General features: G+C 61.8%; 21 protein-coding genes. 19 read left to right on the forward strand and 2 right to left on the reverse strand.

What is annotated here, in order from left to right:
• Nucleotides 1–3: 3 nt before the first annotated feature.
• Nucleotides 4–399 (forward strand): hypothetical protein, encoded by a 396-nt coding sequence (locus CYJ07_RS02035; protein WP_156085462.1) that lies wholly within the window; start codon nt 4–6, stop codon nt 397–399.
• Between the two features lie 12 nt (nt 400–411).
• Here the strand turns inward: CYJ07_RS02035 and CYJ07_RS02040 are convergent, their stop codons facing one another.
• Both CYJ07_RS02040 and CYJ07_RS02045 read right to left on the reverse strand, forming a co-directional pair.
• On the reverse strand, nt 412–921 hold the full coding sequence (locus CYJ07_RS02040; RefSeq protein ID WP_104201989.1) for a peptidase S1: 510 nt from the start codon (nt 919–921) through the stop codon (nt 412–414).
• Between the two features lie 192 nt (nt 922–1,113).
• Nucleotides 1,114–1,737, reverse strand: a complete 624-nt coding sequence (locus tag CYJ07_RS02045) for a putative metalloprotease CJM1_0395 family protein (RefSeq protein ID WP_231489499.1) — start codon at nt 1,735–1,737, stop codon at nt 1,114–1,116.
• Nucleotides 1,738–1,940: 203 nt separating this feature from the next.
• Here CYJ07_RS02045 and CYJ07_RS02050 point away from each other — a divergent pair, with 203 nt between their 5' ends.
• From CYJ07_RS02050 to CYJ07_RS02135, 18 genes are all read left to right on the forward strand, one after another.
• Entirely contained in the window at nt 1,941–2,162 is a 222-nt protein-coding gene (locus CYJ07_RS02050; RefSeq protein WP_104201991.1) for a DUF2835 domain-containing protein, read from the forward strand.
• Nucleotides 2,163–2,306: 144 nt separating this feature from the next.
• Nucleotides 2,307–3,527, forward strand: a complete 1,221-nt coding sequence (locus CYJ07_RS02055) for a GGDEF domain-containing protein (protein ID WP_197038230.1) — start codon at nt 2,307–2,309, stop codon at nt 3,525–3,527.
• 69 nt (nt 3,528–3,596) lie between these two features.
• The gene (locus CYJ07_RS02060; protein ID WP_231489500.1) at nt 3,597–7,583 is read left to right on the forward strand and encodes an EAL domain-containing protein; all 3,987 of its coding nucleotides are present in this window, start codon (nt 3,597–3,599) and stop codon (nt 7,581–7,583) included.
• Between the two features lie 53 nt (nt 7,584–7,636).
• Nucleotides 7,637–9,325 (forward strand): HD domain-containing phosphohydrolase, encoded by a 1,689-nt coding sequence (locus CYJ07_RS02065; protein WP_104201993.1) that lies wholly within the window; start codon nt 7,637–7,639, stop codon nt 9,323–9,325.
• Between the two features lie 150 nt (nt 9,326–9,475).
• Nucleotides 9,476–10,867 (forward strand): flagellar filament capping protein FliD, encoded by a 1,392-nt coding sequence (gene fliD / locus CYJ07_RS02070; RefSeq protein ID WP_104201994.1) that lies wholly within the window; start codon nt 9,476–9,478, stop codon nt 10,865–10,867.
• A 74-nt stretch (nt 10,868–10,941) separates the two neighbouring features.
• Entirely contained in the window at nt 10,942–11,361 is a 420-nt protein-coding gene (fliS, locus tag CYJ07_RS02075) for a flagellar export chaperone FliS (RefSeq protein WP_104201995.1), read from the forward strand.
• A 1-nt stretch (nt 11,362) separates the two neighbouring features.
• Nucleotides 11,363–11,746, forward strand: coding sequence for a flagellar protein FliT (locus CYJ07_RS02080; protein ID WP_104201996.1), 384 nt, complete (start codon nt 11,363–11,365; stop codon nt 11,744–11,746).
• A 17-nt stretch (nt 11,747–11,763) separates the two neighbouring features.
• Nucleotides 11,764–13,083: a flagellar hook-length control protein FliK gene (gene fliK / locus CYJ07_RS02085; protein ID WP_197038231.1), complete on the forward strand. Its 1,320-nt coding sequence runs from the start codon at nt 11,764–11,766 to the stop codon at nt 13,081–13,083.
• On the forward strand, nt 13,067–13,363 hold the full coding sequence (locus CYJ07_RS02090) for an EscU/YscU/HrcU family type III secretion system export apparatus switch protein (protein ID WP_104201998.1): 297 nt from the start codon (nt 13,067–13,069) through the stop codon (nt 13,361–13,363). The genes fliK and CYJ07_RS02090 overlap by 17 nt, the downstream gene beginning before the upstream one ends.
• Before the next feature lie 341 nt (nt 13,364–13,704).
• On the forward strand, nt 13,705–14,034 hold the full coding sequence (flhD, locus tag CYJ07_RS02095) for a flagellar transcriptional regulator FlhD (protein ID WP_104201999.1): 330 nt from the start codon (nt 13,705–13,707) through the stop codon (nt 14,032–14,034).
• Complete coding sequence (gene flhC, locus CYJ07_RS02100) at nt 14,034–14,618, forward strand: flagellar transcriptional regulator FlhC (RefSeq protein ID WP_104202000.1); 585 nt, start codon at nt 14,034–14,036, stop codon at nt 14,616–14,618. Before flhD ends, flhC begins: the two co-directional genes overlap by 1 nt.
• 183 nt (nt 14,619–14,801) lie before the next feature.
• Nucleotides 14,802–15,674, forward strand: coding sequence for a flagellar motor stator protein MotA (motA, locus tag CYJ07_RS02105; RefSeq protein ID WP_104202001.1), 873 nt, complete (start codon nt 14,802–14,804; stop codon nt 15,672–15,674).
• Nucleotides 15,671–16,618, forward strand: a complete 948-nt coding sequence (gene motB / locus CYJ07_RS02110) for a flagellar motor protein MotB (protein ID WP_104202002.1) — start codon at nt 15,671–15,673, stop codon at nt 16,616–16,618. Before motA ends, motB begins: the two co-directional genes overlap by 4 nt.
• A gap of 40 nt (nt 16,619–16,658) precedes the next feature.
• Complete coding sequence (cheA, locus tag CYJ07_RS02115) at nt 16,659–18,800, forward strand: chemotaxis protein CheA (RefSeq protein WP_104202037.1); 2,142 nt, start codon at nt 16,659–16,661, stop codon at nt 18,798–18,800.
• Complete coding sequence (locus tag CYJ07_RS02120) at nt 18,797–19,291, forward strand: chemotaxis protein CheW (protein WP_104202003.1); 495 nt, start codon at nt 18,797–18,799, stop codon at nt 19,289–19,291. Before cheA ends, CYJ07_RS02120 begins: the two co-directional genes overlap by 4 nt.
• A gap of 117 nt (nt 19,292–19,408) precedes the next feature.
• Nucleotides 19,409–20,752: a methyl-accepting chemotaxis protein gene (locus CYJ07_RS02125; RefSeq protein WP_104202004.1), complete on the forward strand. Its 1,344-nt coding sequence runs from the start codon at nt 19,409–19,411 to the stop codon at nt 20,750–20,752.
• Nucleotides 20,753–20,888: 136 nt separating this feature from the next.
• The gene (locus tag CYJ07_RS02130; RefSeq protein ID WP_104202005.1) at nt 20,889–23,075 is read left to right on the forward strand and encodes a methyl-accepting chemotaxis protein; all 2,187 of its coding nucleotides are present in this window, start codon (nt 20,889–20,891) and stop codon (nt 23,073–23,075) included.
• Between the two features lie 88 nt (nt 23,076–23,163).
• A partial coding sequence (locus CYJ07_RS02135; protein WP_104202006.1) for a methyl-accepting chemotaxis protein occupies nt 23,164–25,204 on the forward strand: 2,041 nt, incomplete at its 3' end.

Genomic DNA, 25,204 nt, shown 5'->3' on the forward strand with positions numbered 1-25,204 from the left:
TCCATGTCCAAAGAGAAAATACCTGTACACGTTGTGATTCACGATCTCGTTCCCAAGCTCAAGGCGACTGAACGTTTCGTCAACAATACGCTCATGATAAGGAGTGAGCATTGTTACGATCCGGTCGAGAAGACACGGCTTGATGAGCTCAGTACCGAATTCGAACTCGAGATCGCCATGATTCGCTTGAATCTTGACCATCTGCTGAGGCGTTACGCGCACGAATTCTCTGGTGCTGTCGAAGGAAGAGAAGGAGCGGAAGGCGCCATGCTGACGCTGGATGAGAATGAAGCCGTCGCCATCGAAAGCATTCGACGACTCTACCAGCGCGCTCACGAGTTGCAAACGGGACATGAGTGGAATGGTCCCGGACAGGGCCGCGACGAGCGGCCCATTTGAAATCCGTTATGCTTATTGGGTGGGGTTCAGCTCGGTAATCTTCAGCGTGGCTGACTGCATCTGGCTGCTGCCGTGTACGCCCACCCAGACGTTGTACATGCCGCTGGCCGGGTTCGGGAACATCACGACGGGGTCAAGGCTGTTGAAGTCATCGTTGCAGTACCAGCGACCATCGGGTGCATTGATGATCAAGGTAGTGTCGGAGGCGGACTGTACGGCGAAGTACAGCGGCATGCTGCCGGCGGTATAGTGCAGGTCGACATCCGGGGCGCTGGCCATGATGTAGCCGGTGCAGTTGGGTCCCAGCTTGGCGCTTACTTGGGTGGAGCCACCGGCCTGCAAACTTTGCGTCCAGGGATCCGGTGTGAAGCCTGCCTCGAGGTGGACGCTACCGTAGCTAGGGTCGCCTGACCAGTCGGGTTGTTGAGCCTGGGCCGTCAATGCGGAGAACGCCAAGGTGGCGCCAAGTACGATCGCGCCGATTCGAGCGGACCCGCGTGGCGAAAGAAGCGAATCTTTCATTGTGATTTCCTGCGTAGGCGTCCTGCCGAGGTGGGACGCTGGGTTGGTTTTATTACTGCTTTATTAGAATGTGTGTATCTTATTACCGTTGCTTAATTCGCGAAAGCGGTCCGCCTGGCAGCTCTATGCACGGCTTGCCCTGAGGGAGCAAGGCGAACAAGGCGGTAGGCAAAATGCTGGATGGCTAGAGGCTCAGGCTTCGCTATGCAACCTGGCGATTCCGCCTGTTGCCTCTATGGCCTTGGCCACGATGTCGTATTGGCTCAATTCCGGAGTGGCCGCGCGCGGTGATGACGACTTCTGAGTCCCGTCTCCTTCGTCCTGCTGGGAGGTTGCCGCGGTGTCGCCATGCTGCTGGCGGCTCAACTGGGCGAGTTCGAGCTGTGCGGTGAGCAGGTATTGGCGCGCGGAGGCCGCGACCTGGTGATCCTTGGGCGAGGGGTCGGCCGGTGCCAGGGCGGCACTGATGACTTGTTGCATCTTGCCGATGGTGGCGCGAGGGTCGCCGGGAACGGGACCATAATCGATGGGAACCTGACCTGCGACGACGTAGCGTTCGCCATCCGGTCCGCGTACGTATTCGTAGCTGGCGCCGCCGGTGTATTGCCCTCCGGCGATCTGATGGGCCAACTCATGTTGACGCACTTCGCGATCGATGGCCTTCATGCGATCCAGTTGGCGAAGTTCCTGCTCGGTCAACGTCTCGCCATTGGGCTTTTGCGGCGCATCGCCCTTTGCCACCTTGCCGTTTGCCGCCTCGTGTGCCGCGCTGGTGGTATCGTTCATCCGTTCGGGCGCGCCCGGCTCACGTGTCACCTGGGAAGTTTCCGAAGTTTTGGAACCGGCCGTCGAGACGGAAGGGGGGTTAACGGGGCTGATGACGGTGGAGGAAAACATGGCAGTGTCCTAGATCTAGGCGCAAGCGCGGTTTCGTCGGATTATTGGCTGACGCAGCGTTGAAGGCAACCGGGGCGTGCCATATCAAGCGTGTGACTGATGAGGTGCGGGACAGAGCGAACATGCCAAGCATCGACATACGAATCGAACTTTCGGCCGAGGCCTGCCTGGCGCATTATGAGGGCCGAGTCGGCCAGGTGCTGGCCCATAGCCTCGATGGGCGGCGGGTCGTCTTTCCCGCCGAGGCGCTGCGCCGGGTGGTCACGCGCGACGGTGTACACGGCACTTATCGGTTGTTTTTTTCAGGAGCAGGGCGGTTTCAGTCGATCGTGCGGCTGGGTTGACTGGTTCGTGAGTTTCGTTACGAAACGAGCGCGATGTGCTGCCGGATGGCTGAGCTCTGGTATAAGATCGATGGGTTTTTAGTATGTCTCTCCGATCCGCCTCATTCCCGGCCATTGATCCGGGCCGCTCTACAAGGCCATGTCATGTTGATGCGCAAGACACGGAAACCTCGTGAGTATCAGAACCGCCGCCTGGATGCGTTGGCCGAACCGCCGGAAATGGGACACGAGCTCTTCGTCGGCTTGAGCTCGCTGCGCGATACGCTCAGTCGCCGTCATCATTCGCGCGATTTCGCCTTTGCACACGCACGCTACCTACGCAGCCGCGTCCTGGCGCTTGGGCTCGTCTTCTCGCTGCTTTCTCCGCTTTGGATCGTGGTGGATGCGTTGGTACTCCCCGTGGAGCTGTTGAAGTATACCCTGGTGGGTCGGGTGGCGCTGATGCTGGGGCTGTTGGCCGCGCTGCTGCTCGCGTTTTCCAGCGGTGAGCGAATACGCCGAATTCGCTTGAGTGCCGGTATGCTGCTGGCCCTGCCGGCAGCCTTCTACCTCTTCGTCCTGGTCATGCTGCCCGAACGGCAGGTGGGAAGCCTGGTGGGCTATGGGTTCATTCCTTTCTTGCTGGTGGCATCGCTGAGCGTCTTCCCCTTTACGCTGCTGGAGTCGCTGTTTGCCGGCATCCTTCTGATGGGGCTGCTGGGTTTTTCGCAGACGATCGACGGCAGTTGGTTGACTGGCCGCGGCATGGAAGCCTTCTGGCTGCTTTCGAGCCTGTTGTCGGTGTCTCTGGCGGCGAATCATTTCCAGCTCAGCCTGCTGCTCCGGCTTTACCGCCAGGCGACCCATGATCCCCTGACGGGGCTTTTCAATCGTGGGGCGCTGGAAGTCCATCTGACCAAGATCCAGGCGTGGCAACGTGAAACCGAAGGGCCTGGCAGCGTGGGCAGTATTCCTTGTTCGCTACTGCTGCTCGATCTCGATCACTTCAAGCGGATCAATGACAATTACGGCCATTCCGTTGGCGATACGGTGTTGCAGCAGTTTGCCGAGCTGCTCGTGGGCCAGACCCGTCGCCATGACTGTGTGGCACGCTACGGCGGCGAGGAGTTCGTCGTGCTGCTGGTTGGCAGCGGCCAGGCGCGAGCCATGGAAGTAGCCGAGCGTATTCGCTTTGCCGTGGAGACGTTCGAATTCACCGACCACGAAGAGCAGCGCATTCCCATCACCACGAGCATCGGAGTGACTCGCCTGCAACAGGATGAGTCGCCGTCATCGGCGCTCAGGCGCGCCGACGAGGCGCTCTATCAGGCCAAGCGCGATGGCCGCAATCAGGTGGCAGCAGTCGAGGCGATGGTCGACATCTAGCCGTCCCGGCTCAAGTTTTCCGGTTTCCCGCCGATAGACAAGTCAAGAAAAGTCACTAGCGGGGGCCGCATGCCCAACAATTCTCGGCAGGTGGCACTACATACCTGGCTGATGCTGGTGCCGGTGCTGCTCGTGGTCATGGGGGCAATCAATGGGCTGGCGGCCTGGCAGCTGCCGGTCGGCCTGCACCCGTCGCGTGCCAGCCTGCCGTTGATGTTGCTGGTGGGTGCCGGTCTGCTGGCGATACTGCTACAGCGCTTGCAGTGGGCGCGGCTATGCGGTGCGCTACTGCTGCCGTTCGGACTGCACGCTCCGCTGCAAGCGCTGTGGCCGACTCTCCTCGTGCTGCCCTTGCCATGGCAAGAGCCGCTAACGCCGGCTACCAGCATTGCGGTGCTGATGGTTTCGGCTTGCCTGTTGGCCGGCAACGCGACGCCGCGCGCCAGGCGTGGCTGGTTGCTGGGTGGTGGAATCATTGTCCTGGTCGGTGCCGTGAGCCTTCTCTCTGCGCTATGGCCGGAGCGTTTCTCACCGGGACCATGGGGCAGTGCCTTTGCCACGCCTTTTACCGCGCTTCCGGCACTATTGACCGGCACGGCCATGTGGTTGATGGCGCGTCATCACGCGGTGGCGCCAATGCTGAGTCGAATGGCGATCCTGGCGCTGGCGGGAAGCGTGCTGGCCAGTGGGCTCGCCTGGTCCGCGCTTACCTGGCAGCAGCATGATGCCAAGCGGCGTCATGCAGCAGAGCTGCTCTCGAGCTTCAAGGTCACCGCCGAGCGGGTATTGGATAGTCAGCAGCGTGAACTGCAGCGCATGGCGACTCGCTGGTCGCAGTTCGAAGGCCTGCCGCCGTTGGCGTATCGAGAGGCCGAGGCAGCCGCCTCGTTTCGCGACATGCCGAGCCTGGCATCGCTGCACTGGCAATCAGAAAGTGAGAGTTTTCCCTGGGGGCGGGATCGCATTGACGATTTCACGCTGAACCATTGCATTGAGCTGCACGATTGGCTACTCGATTGGCTGGCGGTGGGTGGGCCTTATCCTCGCTGGGTGCTGCCGCACATGGAGCGCCCCGAATTGGCGCTGGTGGCGGTGCCGCTACCCGGCACCGTCAGTGGTCAACTGGTGGCCATCGTGGATCTGGAGCGGCTGCTGCGCGAGGAGATCCGCGCGTTGGTGACGCCGCTCACTCTTTCGATCGAGCGTCATTCGACTTCGCTGGTGGCCAATCGGGAGCATGGCCTCTCGAGCAATATCGAACTGGTGAAGAGCCAGCTGATCCTTCCGGGCGGTGTGACCGTAGAGATGCACGTCCATGGCGATGACGTGCCGACCGCTTCGATAAATGGGTTGATGCCGCTGGGTGTCGCAGTGGGCGGGTTAGTGCTCAGCTACTTGCTGGCGTTCAGCTTGGGCATGGCGAGTCTTGGCCGGCGTCGCTCGCTGGCCCTGGTGGGCGCTCAGCGTCATCTGCGCGCCCAGCAGCGCGTACAGACCTTGATCGCCCGCGACCAGCCGCTGTCCGATACTCTCAAGGCGATTTGTCGCCTGGTCGAGTCGCAGTCGCAGGGTGCGATCTCATCCATCATGCTGTGCGATGCCGAGCAGGAAACGCTGGATAAGTTCTTCAGCGTCAACCTGCCGGAGCGATACCTCTCGAAGGTGCGCAACGTACCGATCGGGCCGGGAGTGGGGGCATGCGGCCATGCGGCCCACATCCGTGACTTTGCGATAAGCGTGGATATCGCACAGGATCCGCGTTGGCGGGGATATCGCGAACTGGCGGAAGAGCATCGGCTGCGCGCCTGCTGGTCTTATCCGGTCATCGCCAGCGATGGGCGGCTATTGGGTACCTTTGCCACCTACTACCGCGAGCCGCGTGAGCCTTCACGAAGCGATCGGCGCCGCGTGATCGAGGCGGCCGAGCTGGTATCGCTGGCGGTCGAGCGCGAGCGCAATCGTCGCGCACTGCTCGAGAACGAACAGCGCTATCGCTCACTCTTCACTTACCACCCCGATGCGGTCTTCTCACTCGATCTCGACGGTTACTTCGTCACTGCCAATGCGGCCTGCAGCGGCATCACCGGCTACTCGCTCAAGGAGCTGAACGGCTTGCACTTCGCCGAGCTGATCGAGCCCGCCGACCGCGAGCGCATCGAGACGCTTTTCCGCGAGACCGGCAAGGGAGAGGCCTTTCGTCATTCCTTGATGGTCAAGCGTCGCGATGGCGGTAGCGTCTATCTCGACCTGACCAATCTGCCGATCGTCGTCAACGACAAAGTGATCGGACTCTACGGTATCGCCAAGGACATGACGGAGCGTCATCGCTGGGAGACCGAGCTGCGCATCCTGCAGCGCAGCGTCGAGGCCAGCATCAATGGCATCATCATTACCGATGCGCAGGTGCCGGACATGCCGATCATCTACGCCAACGAGGCCTTCGAGCGTATTACGGGCTATCGACGCAGCGAGATGCTGGGCAAGAACTGTCGCGTTCTGCAGGGCAGCGAAACCGATCCGACGGCTATCGCCCAGATCCGACAAGCCATTGTCGAGCGGCGTGAGATCAACGTCACCCTCTGCAATTATCGCAAGGATGGTACGCCGTTCTGGAACAATCTTTACCTGGCGCCGGTGCGCGATGGTGCAGACAAGGTGACGCATTTCGTCGGCGTGCAGCATGACATTTCCGAGCGCAAGGCCTACGAGGCGAAGCTTTCGTTCCATGCCAGCCACGATGCGCTGACCGGCTTGGCCAATCGGTCGCTGTTCGAAGACCATCTGCTGCACGATGTGCAATTGGCACAGCGGCATGGCCGGCACTTGGCCGTACTGTTCGTCGACCTCGATGATTTCAAGCCCATCAACGACAGCCTGGGGCATGAGGTCGGCGACCAGGTGCTGATCCAGGTGGCCCAACGGCTTGCCGACGAGGTGGCCCCCGGGGATACGCTGGCGCGTTTCGGCGGCGATGAGTTCGTGATTCTGCTGCCGGAGCTCAGCCATGAAGAGGCGGCTCTCAGGCTGACCGAGCGCCTGCTGACATGCATCGGTCGGCCTTATCGAGTCGAAGAGCATGAGCTCTACATCGGTGCCAGCGTCGGCATCGCTTTCCTGCACGAAGGGCTGAAGAACCCGGTCGAGCTGATCCAGCAGGCCGACATGGCCATGTACCGCGCCAAGCAGAAGGGGCGCAATGCCTGGGAGTGCTTCACCAGCGACCTCAATGACGAGGTGAGCACGCGTATGGCGCTGCGCAATGACCTGCAGGAGGCGATCGAGGCGGAAAACTTCGAGCTGCATTACCAGCCCCTGCTCGATGCCACCGACGAGAGCGTGCTCGGGTTCGAGGCGCTGGTGCGCTGGAAGCATCCCGTGCGTGGCTACCTGTCGCCGGGTTTGTTCATTCCGCTGGCCGAGGATACCGGGCAGATCGGGCCGATCAGCGATTGGGTGCTGCGCCAGGCCTGTCGCGACATGTGCCGGCTGGCAAAACAGGGGTACGGCCAGTTTCGGGTCTCGGTCAACCTCTCGCCATTGCAGTTCCGCCGCGCCAATTTCCTGACGAACCTGCAGCAGGTGCTGCTGGAAACCGGGCTTTCGCCCCAGGCGCTCGAACTGGAGCTGACCGAGGGCGTACTGATGACCGAGACGGCATCGGCCGTGGCCACCCTGCACCGGCTCCGCGATATGGGGGTAGAGGTTTCCATCGACGACTTCGGTACGGGATTCTCGAGCCTGAGCTATCTCAAGCAGTTGCCCATCGGCAAGATCAAGATAGATCGAAGCTTCATTCGCGATGTGACGACCAATCGCCATGACAGTGCCATCGTGCAGGGCATCATCTCGATGGCCCATCACCTGGGACTGTCTGTGGTAGCTGAGGGAATCGAGGAGCCTGAGCAGCGTGATTTCCTGGCGGCTCACGGCTGTGATGTCTTCCAAGGGTTCCTGTTCGCTCGTCCCATGCCGCTGGAGCGGCTGCGAGATTACCTGAGCGAGCGGCGGCCCGGAAAAATCAATGCTAAAGGCCCGCTCACTTCGGCCGATAGATGAGGGTTCGGCATGTTGCTTGGTGGTCCAGTTATCGGGAGGCGGGCGAGACGCGCATGACGCAAGAGCAGGATGACTTTATCCGGGTGACGAGTCCGGTCGAAATCGAAACGCTGCTGGATTGGCTGATCCAGCCTGGTGGAGCCTCGCTGCTGCTGGACAAGCCCGATGGCGCTCCGTTGCCGGTCGTGGTCATGGAACAGCGCCCCGCCGAGTCGCTGCTGCTCGATATCACTGCGGTGCGCGAGATCAGCGGTGAGCTCAAGCGAGGCCTCGGCTTCCGACTGCTGGGGCAGGTGAATGGCAAGATGGTGCGTACGCCTCAGCTCAAGGCGCTGGACGTCGATGCGGCGGCAGGTCGCGTTACCTGCCTGGGTGAATACCCGACGTATCTCGAGGAGCTGCAGCGTCGCGAGTCGTTCCGTGCACGCTTGCGGTTGGGCATGGAGGTGGGAGCCATCCTGCGCAGCCTGGGCGACAACGAGACATCCGTACAGGGCGATCTCAAGGACCTGTCGCAAGAGGGCTGCCAGCTCGAGTTGCCTTCGTCGTCGGCCACGCTGCTCGCCGAAGCTGCCCTGCTCGAGATCGAACTCTGCTTTCCCAACGGCACCCGCTTCACGATCAAGGGGATGCCCCGCCACAAGGTGGCGGATGCCGACCGCCAGACGCTGCGTGTCGGTTTTCATTTCGAAGAGCGTACGGCGGAGCAGGAGCGCAAGCTGTGGTTCTTCGTGCGTGAGATCGAGCGCGAAACCTCCCGCTACGGTGAGGAGGCCGATGTCGGCCGACTGCCCTCCACGCTGTTCCAGAGCCAGTCCGCGGCGGCGGCGCCAACGGTCGGCCGGCGCAACCTGCTGGAGTATCCGACGCCCATGGCGCGGCGCCTGGCGCGCGTGGCCGGCTACCTTGACGCCCAATTGCTCGAGCTCCAGCAGGGCGACATGATCGATTCGGTGCAGCTTTCTCGCCACGCCGATATGCTGTTATTGCTTGCCGATGAGGATATCGAGGCGCTGCTGTTCGCGACACGCTGTCTCAGTCGCGAACCCTGGCTCGTGCGCCATGGCCTGAGTGTGGCCGTTCACGCCCTGGCATTATCCAGCGGCAGTTCGGTGCCGCGTGATGTGCGCAAGGCGCTAGCCGCCAGTGCCATGGTGCATGATCTGGGCAAGGGGCTGTTGCCGCCGGGGCTATTGACTGCCACATCGTTCGGGTCGCCGGAATATCAGCAGCTCAAGGAACATGTGTCGCTATTACGGCTGAGACTCGGACGCTGCCAATGGCTTTCGCCCTCCGTTATCAGGGCGATAGTGAATGGAACCAACGAGCGCTTGGACGGCAGTGGCTATCCTGCAGGAGCTGAAGGTTCGAACCTGCCGGAACTGGCCCGCATGAGCGCTGTTGTCGATGTGGTGGATGCCATGCGCCGTGATCGTGCCGATCGTCCGGCATGGCGTATCGATTCGGTCTATCGTCACTTGCTGAAGTCACCCGAGCTGTTCGACCCTCGTTGGGTCAAGCGGTATGTCCAGCGTTTCGGATTGCGTCCGGTGGGGTCGCTGGTGCGTTTCAGTGGGGGCTCGATGGCTTGGGTCCAACGGCTCGACCAGCAGGGCAAGCCATTCCAGGTGCAGCTGACCGGGAGCGTCGAGCCGCCCGGCGTTGCGCTGGGCGAGGTGCTGCGTGGCGACGTCACGGCGCGTCTGGGAGACATGATCGAAGAGATCCCCGTCTCGACCTGAGCGGTCTTGGCCCTGACTCGTCATTCGGGACAAGGGCTAAAGTTGTTCGGCCGTACGCCGATAATGAGAAATGACTACATGGTTGCGGGCTTTTCACCGGAATCCTTGGCGCAAAGCCTGCCACAATAGCTGCATGGAAAAGGAAGCGTCATGGCTACGATAAGCTCGCTGGGCATCGGCTCCGGATTGGACCTCAACGGTTTGCTCGACCAGCTCAAGGCGGCCGAGCGTAAGCAGCTCGAGCCGATCAAGCTGCAGCAAAAGAGCTTCCAGGCGAAAATTTCCGCCTACGGAAAGCTGCAGGGCGCACTGTCAAAACTGCAATCCGCTGCCGACAAGCTCAATGATTCGAGTTTCTATCAGAGCATGTCGAGCAGTGTCACTGGAAGCAGCATCACCGCAGCGGCTGGGGCCGAAGCTCAGCCGGGCCGCTACGACGTCAACGTGACGAGCCTGGCTCGCGCCCAGAGCCTGGCAACCGGTGGTTTCGCCAATCGCGACACCAACCTGGGTGCCGGAATGATGACGATCAATGTCGGCTCCGGTGATAGCGCGAAGACACTGGAATTGACGCTTGGTGCAGCAGATAGTTCTCTCGAAGACATCCGCGATGCCATCAATGCAGAGAAAGCCGGTGTAACGGCCACCATCGTCAGCGATGGAAGCGCCGAGCCTTATCGACTGGTGCTGTCCGTCGACAATACCGGTACCGATGCCGCGGTACAGAGCATCGCGTTTGCCAGCGATAGCGGCGATGCCACCCTGAACGATTCGCTCTCCTATGGTGGAACCGGCACGATGTCCCAGACGGTCGCCGCCAAGAATGCGGCGCTGGAAGTGAATGGCATCGCTATATCCAGCCAGTCCAACCAGGTTGAAGGTGCGATCCAGGGAGTGACGCTCAACCTGGCTGAGGTAGGCGAATCGACCGTCAAGATCGAGCGCAACACCCTGGCTATTCGCGAGGGCGTCAGTGCGTTCGTCAAGGCGTATAACGAGCTGCGCACCACCGCCAAGGGGTTGACTCGCTTCAATTCCGATACCGGGGAGGCCGGCGAGCTGTTGGGTGACAGTGTGCTGCGCAGCGTCGAATCCCGATTGCGCGGCATCATGGGCAGCGCGGTGGGCAATGGCGAGCTGCGGACGCTTACGGATATCGGTGTCACGCTACAGCGTGACGGAACGCTCAAGCTCGATGAAGAGAAGCTGAGCGAAGTCGTGGCGGGACAGCCCGAGGCATTGGCCAGCTTCCTGGCCGGAGCCAGCGAAGAAGAAGGGATGGCCGGCAGCCTGCACGCTGCTCTCGATCAAATGCTCGAGGATAGTGGACTACTGGATAACGCCAAGCGCGGGTTAGAGTCGCGCATCGATAGCTTAAAGGAGCGGTCCGCTCGGATGGAGGTCAGCATCGAGCGCACCATCGAGCGTTATCGAATGCAGTTCGGTAAGCTCGACGCCATGGTCGCGAGCATGAACCAGACCAGCAATTATCTGTTCCAGCAATTCGATATGATGAATGCCCAGCTTGGGCGCAAGAAGTAATCGGCTCATGCGCACACGGCCGTCGGCATGACGCCGATGCGACAAGGGCAAGCTACCACAGGAGAGGTTTCGCCATGACTGCCATGCGAGGAGCTGCCACCTACGGCCGGGGGGCCGGGGCCTACGCCCGGGTCGGCGTGGAGAGCGGTGTGATGTCGGCCAGCCCGCACCAGTTGATCGTGATGCTGTTCGACGGCGCCCAGGGGGCGATTCGCGCCGGGCGCATCCATATGCAGGCGGGCAATACCGCCGAAAAAGGCAAGTCCATCTCCAAGGCGCTGGACATCGTCAACAACGGGTTATTGGCCGCGCTGGACGTGGAGAAGGGCGGCGAAATCGCCGAGCGACTCGGTGCGCTCTACGATTACATCGCTCGGCTGCTATTGGCTGCCAATCTGCACAATGATCAGGAGAGTCTCGATCAGGCCGAGCGTCTTTTGGACGATATCGCATCCGCCTGGCGAGAAATCGGCACCACAGGAGCACAGAGCTGAGATGGCAATGACGACTGCGCGCGCCGTGATCGACGGCTATGCCGAGCTGAGGCATCAGGTCGCGGCCATGCTGGCGTTGGCCAACGCCGGTGATTGGGATGCGCTGATCGAGCAGCAGGCAGGCTACCTGCAACTGGCCGATCGGCTTCGGCAACTGGATGGCCAGTCGCATCTGGATCGGGAAGGGACGCTGCGCAAGGCCGAGCTGCTGGAGGCGATACTGGCGGACGACCTGGCGATCCGGGAGCACCTCTTGGCACGTCGCACCGAACTTGGGCAGTTGATGGATGCGACCCGCCGCCAGCGTGATCTGCATCGCAGCTACGGCAGGCAGGCGGCGACAGTGATCGATGCCACCGATCAGTTCGGCCAGAGGGTCCCGTGAGTGGCATTACACCACTCTTGGATACGCTGCTCCATCAAGTCCTGGGCAAGCGTATCGATACGGCTCCGCCGCGTGATCTGACCGAGCCGGTTCGGCCGGTCGATCCGGGCGAGGGGCCGCGTGCGCTGCATAGTGATTCTCGCCTCGATGGGCGGCGTCCGGCAGCGGCGCCGCTACAAGGTGCCTCGACAAACCCTCATCGAGGCGAGGCGCCGGCGTCGACGACAGGCGTTTCCTCGCCGCCGGCTTCTTTTCAGACGCACTTCAGTCCCTCGGCACGAACCATTGCCGATCTGCTGGTACGGTTTCCAGCGCCTCCCTCCGTATTGAGTTCATCGGTGCCGCTGGTGGGGGCCGATGAATCGCCCAACGCAACGACGCTGGCCGGTCGGCTCCAGGCGGGAGTGCGCGATAGCGGGTTGTTCTACGAAGCGCACCTTTCACGCTGGTATCGCGGTGAGATGAGTCGTCAGCAGCTCGAGCGCGAGCCGCAGATGATGCAAACGCTGCGCTTTTCTCCTGCCTCCCAACCTGCTTCTGCTCCAGCCTCTGGAGCAACGACTGCGGGAGCTGCTCCTCCCGCCATGCCGGGTGCCACCGGTTTACCGGCGCAGGGTGGGGCGGGCCTGGCCTCGCTTCAGCCGGGAGCAACGGTTCCCTTACCTAACTCCAGCCAGGCGGCGGCAGCGCAGGCGGCCGGTTCCTACGCCTCGACCGAGGCGTTGCTACCCGGCTCCGGTCATCCCGATCGGATGGCGCCCGGAGCGGTGGAGCGCACTGTGTCTGCGTTGCGCGAGGCTTCTGCGCCGGGCCAGTTGAATAGTGAAGTGAGTGACTCTGCCGGACGCGAAGCCGAGCAGGCCATGCGCTCACGCACTGCGGGTGAACCGGTGCACGAGAGTCTGCAGGGACTGGTTCGGCATCAGCTCGAAATGCTGGTGGCGCCCGTGCTGCGATGGGAGGGGGATGTCTGGTCGGGAATCTTCATGGCCTTGATGATTCAACTACCGGCCGGGGCAAGGCGCGAGGGTGAGGGCGATCACAAAGGTGATGAAGAAGAGGGGAATCAGGAGGCGTGGCATTCCGAACTCAAACTATCGGTACCGAGTCTGGGAGAGCTTGGCGTCGCCTTCTGGTTGCAGGAAAGCAATTTGCGAATGGAGCTGAAGGCGCGCGACGATGCGACCCTCGCAACGCTCCGCCAAGGCATGCCACAGCTCGAGCAACGGCTGCGTGATGCCGGTCTGTCGACGGTGCTGATTGACGCACGGCTCTGGCGAGAGGATTTAGGGGAAGGGTGGCAAGAGGGAGAGGAGCGGTATGGATTCCCAGTCTGAACGCGGCCCCAAACCGGAGCGCCGGCGCCAAGCGGTAGCGCTAGCCTATCGTGACGGCGACGATGCTCCCCGGGTGCTGGCCAAAGGATACGGGGACATGGCCGAGCGGATCCTGGCCGAGGCCAAGCGGCAAGGCATCTACGTGCACGATGCACCTGAGCTGGTGTCGCTGCTCATGGGACTCGACCTCGATGAGCGTATTCCACCCTTGCTCTACCAGGTCATTGCGGAGCTCCTCGTCTGGGTCTATGAGCTCGAAAAGCTGCAGACAGAAGAGTAACAAAGAAACTTTGGGAAATTTTTTGTAAATTTATGTAAATTTCTCGATCCCTCTTTGCTCTTGTCAATAGCTGTTGGCGCTTTTTTTTACGTTTCCGTACAGGGCGTTAACAATTTAGTTCTCGAGGCTGAGTTTTGTAAGTCTTTTGCCTGAGCGGTTGGTGGGTTCATGGGTGGTTGGCACTACGGCGAACAGTGGTTCACAATGCGTCACGTAGCTTAACGGTCCTTACCAGGTACGGTACGCGTCTCGATTAAGATCGCGAAATGTGTAACAGACCTGCAATAGATATTAAAAAAAGATAAGGACACGCGACCCATCCGCGTGCAGGGAAAAATAGAATGAAGAACACGAATCACCTGGATGAAATCCAGGAACTCAATCTCGCCTATCTGCTGTTGGCACAGCGTCTACTCAACGACGATCGTGCGGCGGCCATGTTCCGCCTCAAGATCGATGAGGAAACGGCGGACTTGCTGTCGTCGCTCGGCGCCGCTCAGCTGACACGCTTGGCACGAACCAACCAGTTGCTCTGCCACTTCGGTTTCGAAGGCGCCGACCAACTTCGACAGGTAGTCGACAACCCCCGTGACAATGGACTGTCCCAATTCCACGCCTCGCTGTTGATGGCTGGACGTGGTGCGGTTTCCATGTCACGGGGGGGTGAGTGATGTCCCAGAAGAGTCTTGTCGAAGAGATGCAGCAGGTTCAGCTCGCCATCGAACTGATCGAGCTGGGCGCCCGTCTGCAAGTGCTGGAGACCGAAACCGACCTGAGCCGGGCGCGATTGATTCGTCTGTTCAAGGAAGTGCGCGGCATGTCTCCGCCCAAGGGGATGCTGCCGTTTTCCACCGACTGGTTCATTACGTGGCTGCCGAATGTGCATGCCTCGCTGTTCTACAGCATCTACCGCAGCCTGGTCACGAATCAGGGGCGTGAGAGAATGCAGGCCTTCGTTACGGCCTACCGGCTCTATAACGAACAGGTCAGCCTAGATCAGGCTGAACCCGTGCTGGGGTTGACCCGGGCCTGGACGCTGGTGCGCTTTTTCGAGAGCGACTTGCTGCAGCTTTCGACCTGCACGCATTGCAGCGGTCGCTTCGTCGCCCATGCTCACACTCCTGATCATGACTATGTCTGTGGTGTCTGCATGCCCCCCTCGCGTGCCGGCAAGACCCGCCGTCGCCGCCAGCTCGAGGAGAGTGAGGCGCAGGTCGTCGGCCACGAAGCGCCGTTGGTCAAGCAGGTCGGCTAAGCTCCCACCGCCCCCTCCGGTTCGCAGCAAGACCTGCAGGACGCCGCCCCGATGGTTGCATCGGGGCGGCGTCGTACGTTTTGCCGCTGCCACGCTGTTTTTCTTCCGTTTCGGGCTCAAGTATCCCCTCACCATGCCGATAGTTGTGGTATCGACGGGTTGATTCGCTGAAGGGTATCGTCTGTGCTGATTTTATTAGGGTATATCGTTGTTCTACTGTCCGTGTTCGGTGGCTACGTGCTTGCCGGCGGGTATCTCGGACCGCTCTACCAGCCGACCGAACTGCTGATAATCGGCGGTGCGGGAGTCGGGGCCTTCCTCGCAGCGAACAACGGCAAGGCGATAAAAGCCTCCTTCAAGATCTTTCCCAAGCTGCGTCGCACCAAGAAGTACAAGAAAGAGCTGTTCATGGAGTTGCTGGCGGTGCAGTTCAAGCTGCTGAGCAAGGTGCGTCGCGAAGGCATGCTCGGTATCGAGCGTGACATCGACAGCCCCCAGGAGAGCGCGCTGTTCCAGGAGCACCCCAAGGTGCTTGCTGATCCCATGATCATGAACTTTCTATCCGACTATTTGCGCCTGATGGTCAGCGGCGGCATGGACCCCATGGAGTTGGACGAACTCATGCTGCATGAGATCGAAACCTTCGAGCAGGAGGCCCACATTCCTGCCGATGCCATCGCCAAGGTGGGGGACGCCATGCCGGCATTCGGTATCGTCGCGGCCGTCATGGGGGTGGTGAAGGCATTGACTTATGCCGATGCGTCGCCGGAACAGATGGGGGAGATGATCGCTCATGCCCTGGTCGGCACTTTCCTGGGCATTCTCATGGGGTACGGCTTCATCAACCCCCTTGCCAGCAATATCGAGCGCCAGGCCAAGGAGGCGGAGAAGATGCTGCAGTGCATTCGTATCACACTGCTGGCCAGTCTTCACGGCTACGCGCCGCAATTGGCGGTCGAATTCGGCCGCAAGGCGTTGCACAGCAGTGAGCGTCCGGGCTTCACCGAGCTCGAGACCTATGTGCGTAACTCCAAGTCGGGCGCGGCAGCAGAATGAGTGCGGCTGGCGACAAGCGCCCGATCGTCATTCGGCGCAAGAAAGTCATCCATGCCCACCACGGCGGCAGCTGGAAGATAGCGCTGGCGGACTTCATGACGGCGTTGATGGCCCTGTTTCTGGTGATGTGGATACTTTCGATATCCAGCCCGGAGGAGCGGGAGGGCGTGGCCGAATACTTCAGCACGCCGTTGACCAATGCCGTCACCGGCGGGGATCGCTCAGGTAGCACTAAGGTAATCCCGGGCGGTGGCCCCGACCCGACACACGTCGAGGGTGAGCGGGCACGAATCGACACGCTGAGTCAGACGCGGCCGAGTGAGCAGCAGCGCCGCTTTTTCATGGATCTGCAGCGGCGCATCGAGACGGTGATCGAGGCCGATCCCGAGCTGCGTGAACTGCGCCAGCAGATGCGCTTCGATCTGACCCCGGAAGGCCTGCGCATCCAGCTGCTGGATACGGAGCAACGCCCCATGTTCGATATCGGCAGCAATCGGGTCGAGCCGTATATGCGCAACTTGTTGCGAACCATCGCGCCGCTGCTCAACGATCTGCCCAACGACCTGAGCATCAGCGGGCATACCGATAGTCGGCCCTACGCCGGCGGGTATCGGGGGTATAGCAACTGGGAGCTTTCCAACGATCGAGCGAATGCTTCCCGGCGCGAGCTGGTTGCCGGTGGGCTCGATTCCAACAAGCTGCTGCGCGTTTCGGGCTTCGCCGATCGCGTACTGCTGCCGGATACCGACCCGAACGACGCGGACAACCGCCGTATCGAATTGCTGGTGCTGCTGCCCGAGGTGGCCGACTACATCCGACGGCCCAGCATTCTCAACGGTCCCGGCGTGCCGAGTCCGCTGAGTACAAGGTTGGAAAGTGACGTCGACCTGGCACCGGTCGAACAATTTACAGAAGGCCTGCGCCGTACGCTCGCACCCGAGTGAGGCGCGTGGAAACCAAATCTGACACCAGGTGGTAATGCGCATGGATATCACTGATTTCTATGACACTTTCTTCGAGGAAGCCGAAGAGCTGCTGGCCGATATGGAGCGCCACCTCCTGGAGCTGGACGTGGACGAGCCGGATACCGAACAGCTCAATGCCATTTTTCGTGCAGCGCACTCGATCAAGGGCGGCGCGGGGACCTTTGGCTTCGACATCCTGCAGAAAACCACGCACCTGTTCGAGAACCTGCTCGACCATACCCGCAAGGGTGAACTCACCCTGCGCCGGGATATCGTCGATACCTTTCTGGAAACCAAGGATATGCTCAGTGATCAGCTAGACGCCTATCGCAACGGCGACGAGCCCGATCAGGAGGCCTTTGAGCGCATTTGCCGGACGCTGCAGCAGATAGCGCTGGAAGAGATCGGCCAGGATCTCGACGGCGGTGCGGCCGCTCCTCCCAAACCGGCTGCAGCGCCTAAGGAGCCTGAGCCGGAATCCCGGGAAGCGGATGGCGAAGCGGGCGAGGGTGACCAACTGGTCGTTGCGCTGCTCAACGTGGGTGAGAAGGATCGTCAACTGCTCGTCGAGGAACTGGCCCAGCTCGGCGATGTCGTCGCCCAGGGCGGCGACGAGTCGCGCTATGAGGTGACCTTGGCCTCCTCGGTGAGCGGTGACGATATCGAGGCGGTCATGTGCTTCATCATCGATGCCGACCAGATTCAGATTCGCTCGGTAGGAAATGACCAGGCGGCACAGACCGAGGAGTTGGCGGAAGCCGTGAAATCCGCGGACGCGCCGCAGCCGAAGCCCGCCGACGAACCGGCCAAGACTGCCGCTGGAAAGGCCGCCGTCGATCAGAAAGCCGCTTCCGCATCTGCAGCCGCCAAGCCCAAGACCAAGCCGAAGGCCAAAAGCGGAGGCGAGTCGACTTCGATCCGCGTCTCGGTCGACAAGGTCGACCAGATCATCAATCTGGTGGGCGAGCTGATCATCACTCAGTCGATGCTGGACCAGACCGTCAGCGAGATGGACGTTGGTTCCGATGGGGCGCTGCTCAATGGCATGAGCCTGCTGCAGCGCAACGCACGGGATCTTCAGGAAGCGGTGATGTCGATCCGCATGATTCCGATGGATTTCGTCTTCAGCCGCTTCCCGCGTGTCGTTCGCGAAACCGCCGGCAAGCTGGGCAAGGAGATCGAGCTGGTCACCGAGGGCGAGTCGACGGAACTCGACAAGAGCCTCACCGAGCGCATCATCGACCCACTGACGCACCTGGTGCGCAACAGTCTCGACCACGGCATCGAGCCGCCCGACGTCCGCGAGGCGGCCGGCAAGCCGCGCACCGGCAAGTTGATTCTGTCGGCCAAGCATCAGGGAGGCAATATCATCATCGAGGTGATCGATGATGGTGCCGGCCTCAACCGTGACAGACTGCTGAGCAAGGCTCGCGAGAATGGCCTGCCCGTATCCGACGCCATGAGTGACGACGAGGTATGGCAGCTCATCTTTGCGCCGGGCTTCTCCACCGCCAAGGAAGTGACCGACGTATCCGGTCGGGGCGTCGGCATGGACGTGGTCAAGCGCAACATTCAGGGCATGGGGGGGCATGTGCAGATCATGTCCCGTCCGGGCGAAGGGACCACCATTCGCATCGTCCTGCCGCTGACCCTGGCCATCCTCGACGGCATGTCGATCAAGGTCGGTAGCGAGATGTTCATCCTGCCGCTGTCGGCAGTGCTCGAATCGTTGCAGCCGGCCAAGGCAGATCTCTACGCCATGGCCGGTGACGACGTCGTGCTCAAGGTGCGCGACGAGTACCTCCCGGTCGTGGCGGTTCACGATGCTCTCGACGTGCCCGATGCCAAGACCGAACTCACCGAGACCATCGCCGTGATCGTGCAAGGCGAGGGTCGTCGCTATGCGCTGCTGGTCGACGATCTTGTCGGGCAGCAGCAGGTAGTGGTCAAGAACCTCGAGACCAACTACCGCAAGGTGCCGGGGGTTTCCGCCGCCACCATTCTGGGGGATGGCAGTGTGGCGCTGATCCTCGACATTACCGGTCTGCACCGTCTCAGCCGCGCCAAGAAGGAGAGGCGTCGGCCCGAGCGTGGCTCCCATTCTCTCGAAGTCCTATCTGACAAAGCCTTATCCGACAACGCGCTGGAGACCTCGTCATGAACACGTCGAACGATGCGGCACTGGCCGCGGCCGAAGCCCATAACCGTGAATTTCTGGTGTTCTCGCTGGGCGACGAAGAATATGCCGTCGATATCCTCAAGGTCCAGGAGATACGCGGTTACGAGAACGTCACTCGTATCGCCAACGCGCCCGACTTCATCAAGGGCGTGACCAACCTGCGCGGTGTGATCGTGCCCATCGTCGATCTGCGCATCAAGTTCCATCTCGACAAGGTCGAGTACGGCGGCCAGACGGTAGTGATCGTGGTCAACGTCGAGGACAGGGTCGTGGGCATCGTGGTCGACGGTGTTTCCGACGTGATGACGCTCGCACCGGATCAGATCAAGCCCGCGCCCGAGTTTGGCGTCACCTTATCCTCGGATTTCCTCAGCGGCCTGGGCAGCCTCGAGGATCGCATGCTGGTGATCGTCGATATCGACAAGCTGCTCACCAGTGACGAAATGGAACTGGTCGAACGCGTCGCGGAATAGCGCAGCACGGATCAAGTTTTTGACGTGAAAGCCGACATTTAGAGTAAGAGCGGCTTTCCGTCTGCGTTCCGGACGCTTCAACCAGGCTGCGCGCCTGTCGCTCTAGAGGGGGGTGGTGTGAAGTTTCTCGACAACTTGACGGTTCGTGCCAGCTGGTTTCTGGTGCTGCTGTTCTTCGGTGGCATGATCATCGTGCTCAGTCTTCTGGGACTGTACGCGCTGCAGCAGGGCAGTGCCGCGGTAGCTGCCATGGCGCCTCACATTGGCGAATCGGGGGCCCCCCACCAGGCCTCCTTCGCCTCAGTGGCCGATCTGGTGCGCCTGGCCATCGTCGCGGTGTTGCTGGGGTCGGTGGCGGTGATGGTCGTTGTGGTATGGGGCATTTCGGTCAACGTGTTGCAACCGCTCGCTCGCCTGGTGGGCTATTTCGAGGGACTGGCCCAGGGCGATCTCTCGCAGCCGGTGGAGAATCGCGGCAACAACGAGATCGGCCGTCTCTTCACCTCGCTGAAGCATATGCAGGAAGGTCTCTCCGAGACCGTGGGAACGGTGCGCAGCAGTAGCGAGGGCATCTACCAGGGCGCTCACGGCATCGCCGAAGGCAATGGGGAGCTGTCGTCGCGTACCGAGCAGCAGGCGGCCTCGCTTGCCGAGACGGCGTCGAGCATGGAGGAGCTGGCGTCCACCGTCGAGCAGAGCGCCGACAACGCGCGCCAGGCCAGCCAACTGGCGGCCGAGGCCTCGCGCACCGCAGCGCAGGGCGGCGAGGTGGTCGGCGAAGTGGTCTCCACCATGCACGACATCAGCGAGAGTTCACACCAGATGTCGGACATCATCGGCGTGATCGACTCCATTGCCTTTCAGACCAATATCCTGGCGCTGAACGCCTCGGTGGAGGCGGCGCGTGCCGGCGAACACGGCCGAGGCTTCGCCGTGGTGGCTCAGGAAGTGCGCAATCTGGCCGGGCGCAGCGCCTCCGCAGCCGGTGAAATTCGCGACCTGATCCAGGCATCGCTGGAGAAGGTCGACGTCGGTACCTCGCGGGTCGATCGTGCGGGGCAGACCATGCGCGAGATCGTGGCGGCGGTTCAACGGGTCAGCGACATCATGGACGAGATCGCCTCCGCCTCGGTGGAGCAAAGTAGCGGCATCGGCCAGGTCAACCAGGCCGTCACCCAGATGGATCAGGTCACTCAGCAGAACGCCGCGCTGGTTCAGCAGGCCGCGACGGCAGCGACCCAGTTGGAAGCGGAGGCAGGACGGTTGCGTGAGGCCGTGATGCGTTTTCGTCTCGCCGGACAGCTCGATGCCTCCATGCCGGGGGAATCTCCGGCCCGCACGACTCGAGCACGGCCATCGGAAGCGCAGCGCGATCCGCTGCCTGCCGCACGCAAGGGCGAGACGAAGCCAACCTCAAGCGAGGGTCAAGCGCAGCAAGAAGAGGAGTGGGCCTCCTTCTAGGCCCGATGAGATGACGAGACGGGAGGCGAGCCAAGTGCATCGCCGAGACACCTGACGGGGAATATAGCCCTAGGCTTCATCGAAAAAGACAACTTTCGGGAAAGCCTATGTTCGCTGGGATCAAAGGACAATAACGATGCAAAACAACCAGCCGGTTACGCAGCGCGAGTGCAAGCTGGATGATCAGCAACTACTGATCACCCGAACGGATCTCGAAGGGAACATCACCTATGCCAATGCGGCATTCATCGAGGTCAGCGGCTTCGGCCATGAAGAGCTGATCGGAGCGCCACACAGCATCATTCGCCATCCGGACATGCCGCAGGAGGCTTTTGCCGACCTGTGGCAGACGGTCAAGCGCGGTGATACCTGGCAAGGCGTGGTCAAGAACCGCTGCAAGAACGGCGACCACTACTGGGTCGATGCGACGGTCACTCCCATCCTCGAAGACGACAAGTGTCTGGGCTATACCTCGGTGCGCTCGAAGGTCGAGTCGAGCGTCGTCGAGGCGACGGAACGCGCCTATGCCCGCATTCGTGAGGGGCGAGGCAGCTTGGTGGTTCGTCGGGGCAAGCTCATCCGTCGGGGACCGATGGGCTGGGTATCGCGTCTCAATGTGCATACGTTTCGCGCCAAGCTGACCATGCTGACGCTGTCGGCGCTGCTGCTGCTCTTCGCCAGCGGAGGCGTCGGCCTCTACGGTCTCAATGAGTCCGGCGAACGCCTTACGGAGCTCAACCGCGATGGCCTCCAGGATGTGATCCGCCTGCAGCAGATCGGCCAACTGGTGAGCCAAGGCCCCCAGAGTCTGGCGAGCGGAGAGCGCATGGAGCTGCTCGGTGCACGACACGAGCATGCCGATTCGCTAAGAGGTGTTGTCGAACGCCTGACGGGCCTATGGGGCGAGTATCTCGAGCGCGAGATCAACCAAACTTCGATCGCCATTGAATTCGATGAGGCACTGCAGACCTTCCTGCGGGAGGGATTGCTGGCCATGGCTGATGCGCTGGGGGGAGCAGAAGCCTTCGATGCCATGATGGCGTTGAATAACGGCACCCAGCCGCTGCTCGAGCAGGCAGAGGCGTTGACGGGACAGGTTAATCAGCTCATCGAACAGCAGCGGCTGGCCGCGTTGGGCATGGCCGAAGATGCCGCGCAGGGCCAGCAGCAAATACTGATCGGACAACTGTCGTTCATGGCGGTGGGCATAGTGCTATTGCTCATCATCAGCGCCTGGATTCTGCGCGCGATCACCCGCCCGGTGCGCCGCGCGGCGGATTTCACCCTGCAGATTGCGTCGGGCAACCTGGCGGTTCGCTCGCCCGAGCAGACCCGCGACGAGATCGGTGCGCTGCTCAAGTCGCTGGATACCATGCGCAAGAGTCTCTACAACACGACGCGTAACATCCAGCAGGGTATCGAGGTGGTGACCCCCGCCTCGCGCTCCATCGCGCGGGGCAACGAGGATCTCTCGTCACGTACCGAGCAGCAGGCGGCCTCGCTGCAGGAAACGGCGTCGAGCATGGAGGAGATGACCACCACGGTGCAGCAGAACACCGACAATGCCCGTCAGGCCAGCAGCCTGGCGCTGGACAATGCCGGTCGCGTGCGCGACACCGGCGAGCTGATGCACGGTGTGGTCAAGACCATGGAGCGCATCACTGCCAGCTCCGAGAAGATGAAGGACATCATCAACGTCATCGACTCGATCGCCTTCCAGACCAACATCCTGGCGCTGAATGCCTCGGTGGAGGCGGCGCGCGCCGGCGAGCAGGGACGCGGTTTCGCCGTGGTCGCCGGCGAGGTGCGCAACCTGGCGGGGCGCAGCGCGGACGCGGCCAAGGAGATCCGGCAGTTGATCGACGGTTCGGCCCGCGAGATCGGCGACGGAGCGAGCCAGGTGCAGCGTGCCGAAAGCGCGATGGCGGAAGTGGTGGCGGCCTCGACGCGAGTCAACGACATCATGGGCGAGATCACCTCCGCCTCGGAAGAGCAAAGCAGTGGCATCGGTCAGATCAACCAGGCCATCGCCGAGATGGATCAGGTGACCCAGCAGAATGCCGAGCGCGTCCAGCAGAGCGCCCGGGCCGCCAGTGACCTGCAGCATCAGGCCGAGCTGCTGGCGCGGGCCATCCGTGTCTTCCGCCTGCGCAATGCCGGGCCCGAGCAAGTGCCCAGCCAAGCGGCATCTGCCGGCAGACCCGAAAAAGATCAGCAACAGCGGCGCGCGCCTGCGGCTCTGCGGCACGATCCAAAGCCGTCCAAGCAAGCCTCTTCGAAGCCGAACAAGGCGGCCTCTGAAGAAGAGTGGGAAACGTTCTGAAGCGCGCTTACCGGCCCGGTTCGGAATACAGCGGAGAATAACATTGGCCACAAGCCAGGCAACCTGAAGCGGCAGGGGATGAAGGGACATGCGAAACAATCAGCCGGTTACGCAGCGCGAATACAAGCTGGACGATCAGCAGTTGTTGATCACCCGGACGGACACCAAAGGGCGTATCACTTACGCCAACGCGGCGTTCGTCGAGGTCAGCGGCTTCAGTCATGAAGAGCTGATCGGGTCGCCGCACAACCTCATTCGTCATCCCGACATGCCCCAGGAGGCTTTCGCCGATCTGTGGCAGACGATTCAGCGCGGCAACACCTGGCAGGGGGTGGTCAAGAACCGGTGCAAGAATGGCGATCACTACTGGGTGCACGCCACGGTGACGCCGATTCTGGACGACGGCAAGTGTCTCGGTTTTACCTCGGTGCGCACGACGATCGAGGCGAGCGTTGCCGAAGCGGCGGCGCGCGCCTACGCGCAGCTTCGCGAGGGACGCTCCAGGTTCGCTCTGCGGCAGGGACAGCTGGTGCGCCGCGGTCCGCTGGGCTGGTTGTCGCGCTTGAACGTGCGTACCATCCGCTCCCGGCTGATCATGATGACGCTGGTACCCGCCCTGCTGTTGATACTCAGCGGTGCCGTGGGACTCTACGGACTGAAGGTGTCGGGCGATCGTGTCATCTACCTCAACGACAACGGGGTTCAGGACATCGCCGACCTGCAGCGCATCGACCAGTGGCTGAGTCAGTTGATGGTCGACCTGGAGCGTCCCGTCCGCAACCCGCGAGCGCTGCGTCTGGAACAGATCCATGAACTCGACGCCGAGGTCGAGTCCGTGATCGAGCGGATTCAAGGCGCCTGGGCGGGTTTCGCTGACAGTGACGATGCGGCCATGCCGGAAGTGGTGACGCTCGGCGCGCACCTCGACGTCGCCATCGAACAGGGCATTCGCCCCACGATGCAGGCACTGATCGAGGGCAGCGGCTTTGCCGCCTATGAGGCCTACAACGATGTGCTGCGCGGCGAGGTCGAGGCGATCAGCCAAAGCATCAATGCGCTGGTGGAGGTCAAGCTCGGCTACGCCGATCAGATCGTGGCGGATGCCAAACGCGGCCAATCCATGATGCTGACGGGGCAGATCGTGGCCATTTCCCTCGGCATCTTGCTCCTGTTCCTGCTTGGCCTATGGATTCTTCGGGCCATCACGCGACCGGTGCGCCGCGCTGTGGATTTCACCTTGCAGATTGCGTCGGGCAACCTGGCGGTTCGCTCGCCCGAGCAGACCCGCGACGAGATCGGCGCGCTGCTCAAGTCGCTGGATACCATGCGCAAGAGTCTCTACAACACGACGCGTAACATCCAGCAGGGTATCGAGGTAGTGACTCCCGCCTCGCGTTCCATCGCGCGGGGCAACGAGGATCTCTCGTCACGTACCGAGCAGCAGGCGGCCTCGCTGCAGGAAACGGCGTCGAGCATGGAGGAGATGACCACCACGGTGCAGCAGAACACCGACAATGCCCGTCAGGCCAGCAGCCTGGCGCTGGACAATGCCGGTCGCGTGCGCGACACCGGCGAGCTGATGCACGGCGTGGTCAAGACCATGGAGCGCATCACCGCCAGCTCCGAGAAGATGAAGGACATCATCAACGTCATCGACTCGATCGCCTTCCAGACCAACATCCTGGCGCTGAATGCCTCGGTGGAGGCGGCGCGCGCCGGCGAGCAGGGGCGCGGTTTCGCCGTGGTCGCCGGCGAGGTGCGCAACCTGGCGGGGCGCAGCGCGGACGCGGCCAAGGAGATCCGGCAGTTGATCGACGGTTCGGCCCGCGAGATCGGCGACGGAGCGAGCCAGGTGCAGCGTGCCGAAAGCGCGATGGCTGAAGTGGTGGCGGCCTCGACGCGAGTCAACGACATCATGGGCGAGATCACCTCCGCCTCGGAAGAGCAAAGCAGTGGCATCGGTCAGATCAACCAGGCCATCGCCGAGATGGATCAGGTGACCCAGCAGAATGCCGAGCGCGTCCAGCAGAGCGCCCGGGCCGCCAGTGACCTGCAGCATCAGGCCGAGCTGCTGGCGCGGGCCATCCGTGTCTTCCGCCTGCGCAATGCCGGGCCCGAGCAAGTGACGA

Origin of the sequence: Billgrantia saliphila (assembly GCF_002930105.1) — a bacterium.
Classification (GTDB): Bacteria; Pseudomonadota; Gammaproteobacteria; order Pseudomonadales; family Halomonadaceae; genus Halomonas; species Halomonas saliphila.

Coding starts and splice junctions, on each gene's coding strand:
- flhC (WP_104202000.1), top strand. CDS start 14,034: ATGTCCCAGAAGAGTCTTGTCGAAGAGATGCAGCAGGTTCAGCTCGCC.
- flhD (WP_104201999.1), top strand. CDS start 13,705: ATGAAGAACACGAATCACCTGGATGAAATCCAGGAACTCAATCTCGCC.
- CYJ07_RS02130 (WP_104202005.1), top strand. CDS start 20,889: ATGCAAAACAACCAGCCGGTTACGCAGCGCGAGTGCAAGCTGGATGAT.
- CYJ07_RS02120 (WP_104202003.1), top strand. CDS start 18,797: ATGAACACGTCGAACGATGCGGCACTGGCCGCGGCCGAAGCCCATAAC.
- cheA (WP_104202037.1), top strand. CDS start 16,659: ATGGATATCACTGATTTCTATGACACTTTCTTCGAGGAAGCCGAAGAG.
- CYJ07_RS02090 (WP_104201998.1), top strand. CDS start 13,067: ATGGATTCCCAGTCTGAACGCGGCCCCAAACCGGAGCGCCGGCGCCAA.
- CYJ07_RS02035 (WP_156085462.1), top strand. CDS start 4: ATGTCCAAAGAGAAAATACCTGTACACGTTGTGATTCACGATCTCGTT.
- fliD (WP_104201994.1), top strand. CDS start 9,476: ATGGCTACGATAAGCTCGCTGGGCATCGGCTCCGGATTGGACCTCAAC.
- CYJ07_RS02065 (WP_104201993.1), top strand. CDS start 7,637: ATGACGCAAGAGCAGGATGACTTTATCCGGGTGACGAGTCCGGTCGAA.
- CYJ07_RS02040 (WP_104201989.1), bottom strand. CDS start 921: ATGAAAGATTCGCTTCTTTCGCCACGCGGGTCCGCTCGAATCGGCGCG.
- CYJ07_RS02060 (WP_231489500.1), top strand. CDS start 3,597: ATGCCCAACAATTCTCGGCAGGTGGCACTACATACCTGGCTGATGCTG.
- motB (WP_104202002.1), top strand. CDS start 15,671: ATGAGTGCGGCTGGCGACAAGCGCCCGATCGTCATTCGGCGCAAGAAA.
- CYJ07_RS02055 (WP_197038230.1), top strand. CDS start 2,307: ATGTTGATGCGCAAGACACGGAAACCTCGTGAGTATCAGAACCGCCGC.
- fliS (WP_104201995.1), top strand. CDS start 10,942: ATGACTGCCATGCGAGGAGCTGCCACCTACGGCCGGGGGGCCGGGGCC.
- CYJ07_RS02050 (WP_104201991.1), top strand. CDS start 1,941: ATGCCAAGCATCGACATACGAATCGAACTTTCGGCCGAGGCCTGCCTG.
- CYJ07_RS02080 (WP_104201996.1), top strand. CDS start 11,363: ATGGCAATGACGACTGCGCGCGCCGTGATCGACGGCTATGCCGAGCTG.